5 protein-coding genes are annotated in these 11030 nt (G+C 75.2%); 4 read left to right on the top strand and 1 reads right to left on the bottom strand.

The window, feature by feature from the left end:
- Window positions 1–287 precede the first annotated feature (287 nt).
- From M1O15_RS09065 to M1O15_RS09050, 4 genes are all read left to right on the top strand, one after another.
- Complete coding sequence (locus tag M1O15_RS09065) at window positions 288–1676, top strand: maltokinase N-terminal cap-like domain-containing protein (RefSeq protein WP_248632754.1); 1389 nt, start codon at window positions 288–290, stop codon at window positions 1674–1676.
- Window positions 1677–1749: 73 nt separating this feature from the next.
- A complete protein-coding gene (gene glgB / locus M1O15_RS09060; RefSeq protein ID WP_248632753.1) occupies window positions 1750–4128 on the top strand; it encodes a 1,4-alpha-glucan branching enzyme in 2379 nt (792 codons plus the stop codon).
- A 128-nt stretch (window positions 4129–4256) separates the two neighbouring features.
- The gene (locus tag M1O15_RS09055; RefSeq protein WP_248632752.1) at window positions 4257–5666 is read left to right on the top strand and encodes an SWIM zinc finger family protein; all 1410 of its coding nucleotides are present in this window, start codon (window positions 4257–4259) and stop codon (window positions 5664–5666) included.
- On the top strand, window positions 5663–8395 hold the full coding sequence (locus M1O15_RS09050; RefSeq protein ID WP_248632751.1) for a DUF6493 family protein: 2733 nt from the start codon (window positions 5663–5665) through the stop codon (window positions 8393–8395). Before M1O15_RS09055 ends, M1O15_RS09050 begins: the two co-directional genes overlap by 4 nt.
- A 123-nt stretch (window positions 8396–8518) precedes the next feature.
- On the opposite strand, the gene M1O15_RS09045 is transcribed toward M1O15_RS09050, so the two are convergent.
- Window positions 8519–10807 (bottom strand): HelD family protein, encoded by a 2289-nt coding sequence (locus M1O15_RS09045; RefSeq protein WP_248632750.1) that lies wholly within the window; start codon window positions 10805–10807, stop codon window positions 8519–8521.
- Window positions 10808–11030 lie beyond the last annotated feature (223 nt).

Here is an 11030-nt window from a genome sequence, read left to right as displayed (position 1 = left end):
CGCTGCGCAAGCCGGCGTAGCCCGTTCGGCCGAGCCCGGTGCCCCTTCCGGAGGGGAGTGGCGCCGGGCCGTCAACTCGGCGCCTACCGTCACCCGATGGGGGTAGGAGGAGGGCGGGGCGTACGCACGCAGGGCCATCGGCTCGCTTTCCTGCATACGTCGATTCGGGTCTATCTGGACTGTCCCCCGCCCGACACGTCCCGCACATCCGGACAGCAATCGCCGCATTCCGGGACACTCTGCACGTTATGTGCATTTCGTAGTGCCCGGGGAAAGGACGCGCTGCCATGTCGGAGACCGCATCCACCGCCCGGGCCCCGGTCGCCCTGCTCCCCTCCCTCGTCCCGCTGCTCCACGAGTGGCTGCCGCGCCAGCGCTGGTTCGCCGGCAAGGGGCGGCCGGTGACCGGCTTCCAGCTGGTGTCGGCGACCGAGCTGCTGCCGGTCGACACCGCCGGGCCCGGACTGGTGCACCTGCTGGTGCGGGTGCAGCAGCCGGGGCCGTCCGGCGGCGCCCAGGGCGACTGCTACCAGCTGCTGCTGGGCGTACGCGGCCAGCTGCCGCCGGGGCTCGCGCACGCCCGGATCGGGCGGGTGGCGGACGGGCCGCTGGCCGGCCGGATGGTCTACGAGGGGCTGAGCGATCCGCGCCTCGCGTCCCTGCTGATGGAACGATTGCGCACCCCCGGACCACTGGGTCCGCTGCGCTTCGCCCGCACCGCCGTCATCCCGGACGGACTGGCCCCCCGGGTGCTGGACGCCGAGCAGTCCAACTCCTCGCTGGTGTACGGCGACACCTACATCCTGAAGGTGTTCCGCCGGGTCTGGGCGGGCGCCAACCCGGACCTGGAGCTGCCGCTGGCGCTGGCCCGGGCCGGCTGCGGCCGGGTGCCGGCGCCGGTCGCCTGGTACGAGACGGGGGGCGGCGGGCGGGGCGGCGAGGCCAGCACCCTGGGCGTCCTCCAGCCCTTCTTGCGCGGCTCCCAGGACGGCTGGAAGCTGGCGCTGGAGGCGCTCGCCTCGGGCCGGGAGTTCACCGAGGAGGCCCATGCGCTGGGCCGGGCCACCGCCGAGGTGCACACCGCGCTGGCCGCCGCGCTGCCCACGGTCGCCCTCGGCCGCCCGGCCACCGAGCACCTGGTGGAGGGGATGAACCGCCGGCTGGACGCGGCCGCCCAGGCGGTGCCCGCGCTGATGCCGTACGTCCCCGGGCTGCGGGCCGCCTTCGACGCGGTCGGCGACTGCACCGAGGACGACCTCGCCTGCCGGGCCCAACGGGTCCACGGCGACCTCCACCTGGGCCAGGCCCTGCGCTCCCCGGACGGCCAGTGGTCGGTGATCGACTTCGAGGGGGAGCCCGCCAAGCCGCTCGCCGAACGGCGCCGCGAGCAGCCACCGGTGCGGGACGTGGCCGGGATGCTGCGCTCCTTCGACTACGCGGCCGCCTCGCACCCCGGCGCGAAACCCGAGTGGGCCGAGCGGTGCCGGGACGCCTACTGCTCCGGCTACGCGGAGGCCTCCGGCTCCGATCCCAGGTCCGCACCGGCGCTGCTGCGGGCCTATGAGACGGACAAGGCGGTGTACGAGGTGCTGTACGAGGCACGGCACCGCCCCGACTGGCTGCCGGTGCCGATGGCGGCGATCCGCCGGCTGGCCGGGCAGACCGCCCACCCCTGACCGGCCGCACCCGCACCCCCTGTGAACCGAGCATCCACGAATGAGAAGACGCCCCTGAAGGAGGCACTTCCCCGTGACCCCCCGTCGCCCCACCCGCAATCCCGCTCCCCTGGCCGAGCAGCCCGCCAAGGGCGCCGAAGCCGTGCCGCCCCGTACGGCGCCGGCCGAGCAGCCGCCCGCCAAGGGGCCGGTGGCGTCGGACGCGAAGGCCCCGCTGCCCCAGTCCGCACCGCTGACCGCGCCGCCCGCCGGGGCCCCGCCCCAGCCCCGTAGCAGCGCCGAGTCCACCGCCCCGGCGCCCCGGCTCGACGGTGCCGACCGGGGGCGGCTGCTGGCCGGCGAGCACCATGACCCGCACGGGCTGCTCGGCGCCCATCCGGTGGCCGGCGGGCTCGCGGTGCGGGTGCTGCGCCCGCACGCGGTGGGCGCGGCCGTGGTGGTGGACGGCCACCGCACCGAGCTGCACGACGAGGGCGACGGCCTGTTCTCGGCGGTGCTCCCGGGCCTCGCCTCCGTACCCGACTACCGGCTGCACATCGCGTACCCGGACGGGCAGACGGTCGAGGCCGACGACCCGTACCGCTTCCTGCCGGCCCTCGGCGAGCTGGACCTGCATCTGATCGGTGAGGGCCGGCACGAGGAGCTGTGGAAGGCGCTGGGCGCCGAGCCGATGGTCCACCAGGGCGTGGCCGGCACCCGCTTCACCGTCTGGGCGCCCAACGCCCGAGGGGTGCGCCTGGTCGGCGCCTTCAACTACTGGGACGGGGCCAGCGGGCTGCCGCTGCGCTCGCTGGGCTCCACCGGGGTGTGGGAGTTGTTCGTGCCCGGCCTGGGCGAGGGCGAGCTGTACAAGTTCGAGGTGGTCGGCCCGGACGGCGGCCACTCGCTGCGCGCCGACCCGATGGCCCGGCGCACCCAGTGCCCCCCGGAGACCGCCTCCATCGTCACCGCCTCGCACTACAGCTGGCAGGACGAGGAGTGGATGGCGCACCGCGGCGACCGCCCCGTCCACGAGGCCCCGTTCTCGGTCTACGAGCTCCATCTGCCGTCCTGGCGCCCCGGGCTGACCTACCGCGAGCTGGCCGAAGAGCTGCCCGCGTACGTCAAGGAGCTCGGCTTCACGCACGTCGAGCTGATGCCGGTCTCCGAGCACCCCTTCACCCCGTCCTGGGGCTACCAGGTCACCTCCTACTACGCGCCGACCGCCCGGCTCGGCTCCCCGGACGACTTCCGCTTCCTGGTGGACGCCCTGCACCGGGCCGGCATCGGGGTGATCGTGGACTGGGTGCCCGCGCACTTCCCCAAGGACGACTGGGCGCTGGCCCGGTTCGACGGCACCCCGCTCTACGAGCACCCCGACCCGCGCCGGGCCGAGCACCCCGACTGGGGGACGCTGGAGTTCGACTACGGCCGCACCGAGGTGCGCAACTTCCTGGTCGCCAACGCGGTCTACTGGTGCCAGGAGTTCCACATCGACGGGCTCCGGGTGGACGCGGTCGCCTCGATGCTCTACCTGGACTACTCGCGCGAGGGCGGCGAGTGGCTGCCCAACGAGCACGGCGGCCGGGAGAACTACGACGCGGTCGGCTTCCTCCAGGAGATGAACGCCACCGTCTACCGCCGCTGCCCCGGTGTGGTCACCATCGCCGAGGAGTCCACCGCCTGGGAGGGCGTGACCCGCCCCACCGACTCCGGCGGCCTCGGCTTCGGCCTGAAGTGGAACATGGGCTGGATGCACGACTCCCTCGTCTACGTCTCCAAGGAGCCGGTGCACCGCAAGCACCACCACAACGAGATGACCTTCTCGATGGTGTACGCCTACAGCGAGAACTACGTGCTGCCGATCTCGCACGACGAGGTGGTGCACGGCAAGAGCTCGCTGGTCACCAAGATGCCCGGGGACTGGTGGCAGCGGCGCGCCAACCAGCGCGCCTACCTGGGCTACATGTGGGCCCACCCCGGCAAGCAACTGCTCTTCATGGGTCAGGAGTTCGCCCAGGGAGCCGAATGGTCGGAGGCGCGCGGCCCCGAGTGGTTCCTCACCTCCGACGACTACCACTCGGCCGGTGACCACCGCGGGATGCAGGCCCTGGTGGCCGAGCTGAACCGTGTCTACGCGGCCACCCCGCCGCTCTGGGAGCGGGACACCGACCCGCGCGGCTTCCAGTGGTCGCTGGGCGACGGCGCCGAGGACAACGTCTTCGCCTTCCTGCGGTACGACGCGCAGGGCGCCCCGCTGCTGGCGGTCAGCAACTTCTGCCCGGTGGTGCGCGAGGAGTTCCGCCTCTGGGTTCCGGAGGACGCGGCCGCGCAGTGGGTGGAGGTGCTCAACACCGACGAGGAGCGGTTCGGCGGCAGCGGGGTGCGCAACTCCGAGCCGGTGAAGACCGAGGGCGACGGCATCCGGCTGACCCTGCCGCCGCTGGCGACGGTGTGGCTGCGGCCGGCGTGAGCTGAGGCAGCCTGAGTCTTCGGGACGTAAGGGGCGGTGACCGGTGAGGACCGGTCACCGCCCCTCCCGCTTCCCGCGTGGAAGCGCGATTCGAGGCGTTGTCAGTGGGTGCCTCTAGCGTTTTCCCCATGAGCCGATCCGTACAGGCATTCGCCTACGCACGCCCTTCCGCCCTGGTCGCCGGGGCCGGCAGTACCGCCCTGGGCCTGGAGACCGCGGGCGGGCTGACGCCGGTCGGCGCGGAGGCCCATCCGAGCTTCTTCGCCGGGTTCCTGACCTCGCCGCAGGTGGCCGCCAAGGGGCTGCTGGCCGTGGCCGACGTGGCCGCGGCCCGCTACTACCAGCGCACCCTGCGGGCCTCGCTGGACCCGGTGGTCACCGGCAACGGCGACCGGCTGCGCTTCGAGTCCTTCTCCGGCTGCTGCGGGGTGTACGCCCGGCTGGACATCCTCCGGGAGGGGCTGGACGGCGCCGACACCGGCCACGGCACGACCAATGTGGACGTCAACAACCCGCTGCGGGAGGCGCTGTCCCGGCTGGCCGGGGACGAGCCGATGCATCTGCGGGTCGGCCCGGACGAGTTGGCGGTGACCACGATGGACGGTCCGGTGGTGGAGAAGAAGGTGCCGCTGCCCGACCGCTGGCTGCGCGGCTTCGCCGAGTCCCAGGTGGTCTCGGCCGGCTTCGACCTGCGGGCCGAGCTGAGCGCCGCCGAGGCGGTGCGCTTCCTGCGCTCGCTGCCGCGCTCCTCTTCCGGTACGGGACGGGGCCCCATGTGGGTCGTCCCGGCCGGCCGCACCCTGCGCCCCACCACCCGGCCGGCCCCCGGCGCGGTCTGCCTGCCCGGCCCGGAGCGGCTGGTGGCCCTCCAGCGGGTGCTGCGGCACGCCACCGCGCTGCGGGTGTACGGGCCGCCGGCCGGCGGGGCCGACGGGGCGGGCGTGTCCGCCGCCTGGGAGGTGGCGCTGCCCGGGATGCGGCTCACCCTGACCCTGTCGCCGGACCCGGCGCGCGGCTTCTCCGGGGAGGGCGGGGTGCTGGAGGCGCTGGCCACCGACGAGGCGGCCGCCGACGCGGAGCTGATCTCGGTGCTGCTGGCCTGGGAGCCGCGGATCGACCCGGCCGAGCTGGCCGAGCAGTCCGGGCTGAGCACGGCCCGGGTGCGCGCCGCGCTGACCCGCCTCGGCACGGCCGGCCGGGTCGGCTACGACATCGCCGACGCGGCCTACTTCCACCGCGAGCTGCCCTACGACTCCGGGCGGGCCGAGCGCCACAACCCCCGCCTGGTGAACGCCCGCGCGCTGCTCGCCGAGGGGGCGGTGACCCTGGGCCCCGAGGGTGTCGCCCAGGTGCGCTCCGGCGAACTGCGCTACCAGGTACGGGAGTCGGCGGGCGGGGTGCTGAGCTGCACCTGCCCCTGGTGGGCCGACTACCGCGGCCGGCGCGGCCCCTGCAAGCACGCCCTCGCCGTGCGCCTCGCCCGCCGGGCCGCCACATCCGGCACGGTCACCGACACCTCCGCCGGAGCCACCCGATGAGCCAGACCACCGAGACCACCGCCACGGACGACGCCCCCGGCGCGCTCGGGTACGTGATCGATGCCATCCGGGCCGGCCGCCACGCGTCCATCGCCTCCCTGGTCGCCCGCCTCTCCCCGGCCCGGCGCCGGGAGCTGTCCGGCGAACTGCCCGCTCTCCGCAAGGAGCTGCGCGACCTCGGCTGGAACGACTGGGAGCGGCGGGACGGGATGCGTGTCGCGCTGCTGCTGGCCGGTGCCGGATGCCACACCGGCGCCGCGACCGCCGCCTCCTGGCTGGGCTCCCGGGTGCTGCGGGACTGGAACGGCCTGCCCACCGAGCGGCTGCTCGGCGTCCTCGCCGACCGCGACCCGGCCTGGCTGGGCGATGTCGCCCACCGGCTGGCGGCCAGGACGAGCACCGCCGAGGAGGACTACCCGCTGATCCGTGCCCTGGTCCGGCTGGCCGGCTGCCCGCTGCCCACGAGCAGCGACGGCTTCGTCCACGGCTGGGCGCAGGACATGGCCTGGCTCAACGTCAGAGACCGTCCTCGGGCCCGGCGGCTCAGCGAGGCGCTGCGCGCGGACCCGGCCGCGCCGGAGCTGGTGGCGCGGCTCTTCGAGACGGTGGAGCCGGCCGACGCGCTGCTCCGCTTCGGCGACCCGGAGCAGCACGAGCACTGGCCGGCCGTGCTGGCCCGGCTCGCCGCCGACGGCACCCTGGACCGGTCCATGCTGGTCCGGGGGACCGTCTCCCGGCTGGTGCGCGGCGGCCGCCCGCAGCACCTGCGGGTCTTCACCGCGCTGCTGCGCACGCTGGACCTCACCGCGGAGGAGGAGCGGGAGCACACCGCCGACTGGATGGCCCTGGCCGCCGACGGCCCCTCCCCGGTGGCCGCCGACGCCCAGCAGGTGCTCACCCGCCTCTGGCAGTCCGGGGAGCTGCCCGCCGAGCGGCTGGCCGAGCTGGCGGAGGCGGTGCTGTTCCGCCCGGAGAAGAAGCTGGTCCGCGCCCAACTGGTGCTTCTCGGCAAGGCGCTGCGGCGCGACCCGAAGGCCCGGCACGTGCTGCTCCCCGCCACCGCCGCCGCCTTCAGCCACCAGGACACCGCCCTCCAGGAGCGCGCACTGGCCCTGGCCGCCCGGTACCTCCGCCCCGAGGACACCGCCCTGCGGGAGGAGCTGGCCGGGCAGGCGGAGCTGCTGAGCCCGACCCACCAGGCGGCCGCCGCCGAGCTCTTCGGCACCCGGCCGGACGGAGTTGCCGACGACGAGCCGTACGAGGAGGTCCTGCCGCCTGCCCCGGTGACCCGCCGACTGCCGCCCGCGCCGGACACGGTCGCCGAGACGGTGGAGCTGGTGGTGGCACTGGTGCGGGCCGGGCAGTCGGACGCCGCCGAGTTCGAGACCGCCCTCGACGGGCTGGTCCGGCACGCCCACCGCGACCGGCCGGCGCTCGCCGAGGGCCTGGCCGGGTTGCTCGCCGACGGCTGGCGCTGGGAGACCGGCACGCACGGCATGGTGGACATCGACCGGCTGGACTGGCTGGAGGTGGTGGCCGCGGCGGTGCTCGGCCGGTTGCGGCCGACGGACCTGCCCGACCGCCCCGCGCCGCGCAGCCACCGGCGCGGGGGCTGCGTGCACGAGGCGCGGGATCAGGTGCTGCGGGCCCGGGTCTACGAGGCGGCGCACCGCGTGCTGACCGCTCCGCTGCCCTTCCTGCTCGCCACCCCGACCTGGGAGACCGGGACCATCGACCCGGAGGAACTGGTCGGGCGGCTGGCCGCCTACGCCCGCGAGGGCCTGGAGCCGACCCCCGCCGATTTCGCCCAGGCCCTGCTGCGGGTCCGCCGCGACCCGGCCGCCGCGCCCTCGGCGGCGGGCCTCGGCACACCGGCCGGAAAACGCCTGGCGGAGTGGCTGGCCTCCCCCGCCGAGGCGGGCGACCGGCTGGTGCGCCAGACCAGGGAGCCGGCGGTGGACAATGTCCGTCCATGGAACCGCGCCCGCGAGGGGGTCCGCCGACTGGTGGTGGAGATCGGCGGGTGGCTGGCGCCGCAGCATCAGTTCCCCCCGGGGTTCCATACGCTCGCCCGCCCCCGGAGTGGCACCATCGAGCGCTGCTGGCACTGGCACCGGATGGACGGCGTACACCGGGCGATGCTCCCGGAGGACCGGGAGACCCAGGCCGCCTGGGCCCTGCCCGAGGTGACGGCCTGCGCCACCGCCGACGAGTCGGGCGGCTGCGCCATGCTGCCCCCGCTGGCCGAGCTCGGCGGCGAGGCGGGCCCGGTGCTGCATCTGGCCGTCGCCACCGGCCTGGGCGCCCGGCACACCGAGGACCGGCTGGCGGCGGTGGACGCGCTGCTGGTGCTGGCCGCCCGGGGCGACCTGGACACCGACAGGATCGGCCGGGACCTCGCCGAACTGCTGGGCCTCGGCACGGTCAAGCCCACCCGTCTGGCCGACGCGGCCCGGACGGCGGCCGCCACCGGCGCGTACGCCACCACCTGGGCGGTGCTGGCCCCCGCGCTGCCCGCCCTGCTGACGGACCCGGCCGCCGGTCCGGCCCCGCGCGGGGCGGGCGAACTGCTGGCCGTGGCCGCCGACTGCGTCGAACGCTGCGGCACCACCGGGCCCTACCCGGAGGGTTTGGACGCCGCGGCGGACCGCAAGGGCTCCTCGCAATACGTCAGCCAGGCCCGGCGACTGCGCACGGCACTGGGCGGGGCGGTGGGCGGGGCGGGGTGAGCGTCGGTCGGCGGCCGGGGGGTGGTCGGGCGAGGTGAGGCGGGGAGGGGTGAGGCGGGGCGTCAGTCGGTGGCCGGGGCCCGGCTCGGGCGGGCTCGGGCTGAGACCCGGACGCCGGGCTCGTCAGCCGTCGGCCGCGCGGATGACGCCGAGGCGCTGGGTGGCGCGGGTCAGGGCGACATAGAGGTCGTTGACGCCGTGCGGGCCGGCGGTGGCGATGGCATCGGGGTCGCAGACCAGCACGGTGTCGAACTCCAGTCCCTTGGCCTGGCGGGGTTCCAGGACCACCACGGCCCGGGTCAGGTCGGGGGCGGCGCCGTGGGCGGCCTCCGGGAGCGCGGCGGTCAGGGCGGGGACCCGGGCGGGTGGGGCGATGACGGCGAGGCGGCCCTCGGCGGGCAGGTCCCGGCGTACGGCGGCCGCGGTGTCGGCCACCGGGTCCTCGGAGACCGTCTCCCAGGGCGGCACCCCGGTGGAGCGGACCGAGCGGGGCGGGGTGAAGTCCGGGTCCTGGGCGCGCCGCAGCTCCGCGGCGACGGCCATGATCTCGGCGGGGGTGCGGTAGTTGACGCCGAGCACCACATGCTCGTAGCGGTCGCCCACGTACGGTTCCAGGATGTCCTGCCAGGAGCCGCAGCCTGCCCCGTCACCGGTCTGGGCCGGGTCCCCGACCAGGGTCATCGAGCGGGTGGGGACGCGCCGCATCAGCAGCCGCCAGGCCATCGCGGACAGCTCCTGCGCCTCGTCCACGATGACATGGCCGAAGGCCCAGGTGCGGTCGGCGGCGGCCCGTTCGGCGGCGCTGCGGTGGTCCTCCTCCTCGTGGCGCTCGGCGAACCGCTCGGCGTCAATGACGTCATGGGCGGAGAGCAGCTCGGACTCCTCGTCCTCGAACTCGTAGGTCCGCGAGGCGTAGGAGACGTCCAGCACGCCCTGCGCGTAGGCGATCCGTTCGGTGCGGGCGCGTTCGGCGGCGGCCCGGGCGGCCGAGTCGTCCTCGCCGAGGATCTCGGCCGCCTCGTCCAGGAGGGGGACATCGGCCTCGGTCCACGGCCCGCCGGCCGGGCCGGGCGCGGGCTCCCGGCGGACGAACTCGGCCTCGCCGTCCGGCAGATACCGCTCCGGCTCGGCCAGGAAGGCCGCCACCAGGTCCTGCGGCGCGAGGCTCGGCCACAGCTCCTCGATGGCCGCGTGCACCTCGTGGCTGGCGGCGACCTCCTTGCCGATCTGGGCGATGTCAGAGGCGTCCAGCAGATTGGGGCCGCCGTAGGGGTCGGCGCCCAGCCGCTCCGTCAGCTGCACGGTGAGGGCGTCGATGATCCGGGTGGCGAACCGGGGCCGGGCCAGGTTGTGCGGCAGCCCGGTGCCACGGGCGTCCCAGCGCGCGTCCTCGGCCATGTTCCGGTCGAGCAGCAGGGTGCCGTAGTCCTCGTGGTCGATCTCCAGGGGATGGGCGGTGGCGGGCACCGTCTGGTGGTCGCGCAGCACCTGCCGCAGCACCTCGGCCATCCCGGCCCGTCCCTTGATCTCGGCGGCCTCCGGGGTGTCGATGGCGGTGACCGAGACGCCTGGGAACAGCTCGCCGAGGGTGGCCAGCAGCACTCCGGTCTCACCGAGCGCGGGCAGCACCTCGCCGATGTAGCCGAGGAAGGCCGGGTTGGGGCCGACGATCAGCACGGCCCGCTTGGCCAGCTGCTCCCGGTGGGCGTAGAGCAGATAGGCGGCGCGGTGCAGTGCGACGGCGGTCTTGCCGGTGCCGGGGCCGCCCTCCACGACCAGCACCCCCTGGTGCGGGGCGCGGATGATCCGGTCCTGCTCGGCCTGGATGGTCTGCACGATGTCGGTCATCCGGCCGGTCCGGGCGGCGCCGAGCGCGGCCAGCAGTACGGCGTCGGCGTCCGGGTTCTCGTGGCCGGTGCGGGTGGGGTCGCCGAGGTCGAGCAGTTCGTCGTGGAGGGCGGTGACCTCGCGGCCCCGGGTGGTGAGGTGGCGCCGGCGGCGCAGCCCCATCGGGTGGTACCCGGTGGCCAGGTAGAACGGCCGGGCCACCTCGGCGCGCCAGTCGATGACCAGCGGGGTGCGCTCGGCGTCGTCCTCCCGGATGCCGACCCGCCCGATGTGGTGGTCCCGCCCGTCGCGGAACTCCAGCCGCCCGAAGCACAGCCCGTGCTCACCGGCCTCGTACCCGGCGAGCAGCGCGGACTGCTCGGCCACCAGCACATCCCGCTCCTGCCGCGCCTGGAAGCTGCTGCCACCGGCCTTGAGCGCCGCCTTCAGCGCGTCGGCGGCCTGCTCGCGGAGCCGGTCCAGCCGCGCGTACAGCCCGTCGGTGAACGCCTGCTCCGCCCGCAGCTCGTCCGTCCTCGCCGTGTCCCCCGCGGTCGGCGTTCCGGCCGTCTCCGACTGCCGCATCTCCGGCTCCTGCGCTTGCGTTGACAATCCCACTCCCGGCGCGGTATGTTCCGTGAACTGAACTTCCGTGTGCGGCTTCGCCATGCCTGCGCGCACCCGTACACGAACCATGAAGCTTACGCGAAGGGGAGCCCCCGCCGCCACCGCGGCGGGGGCTCCCCTTTCCCATGCCCGTCCTCAGGGGCCGGTGGCGGACGCGGGCCACCTGCGGCGTGCCGCCGAG

Source organism: Streptomyces lichenis, from assembly GCF_023218175.1.
GTDB lineage: Bacteria > Actinomycetota > Actinomycetes > Streptomycetales > Streptomycetaceae > Streptomyces > Streptomyces lichenis.
Note: the sequence above shows the minus strand (reverse complement) of the source record. Positions and strands in the feature narration are given on the sequence as shown.

Bases quoted from the DNA above. Each gene is read 5' to 3' on its own strand.
- M1O15_RS09065 (WP_248632754.1), top strand. From the start codon at position 288: ATGTCGGAGACCGCATCCACCGCCCGGGCCCCGGTCGCCCTGCTCCCC.
- M1O15_RS09055 (WP_248632752.1), top strand. From the start codon at position 4,257: ATGAGCCGATCCGTACAGGCATTCGCCTACGCACGCCCTTCCGCCCTG.
- M1O15_RS09050 (WP_248632751.1), top strand. From the start codon at position 5,663: ATGAGCCAGACCACCGAGACCACCGCCACGGACGACGCCCCCGGCGCG.
- M1O15_RS09045 (WP_248632750.1), bottom strand. From the start codon at position 10,807: ATGCGGCAGTCGGAGACGGCCGGAACGCCGACCGCGGGGGACACGGCG.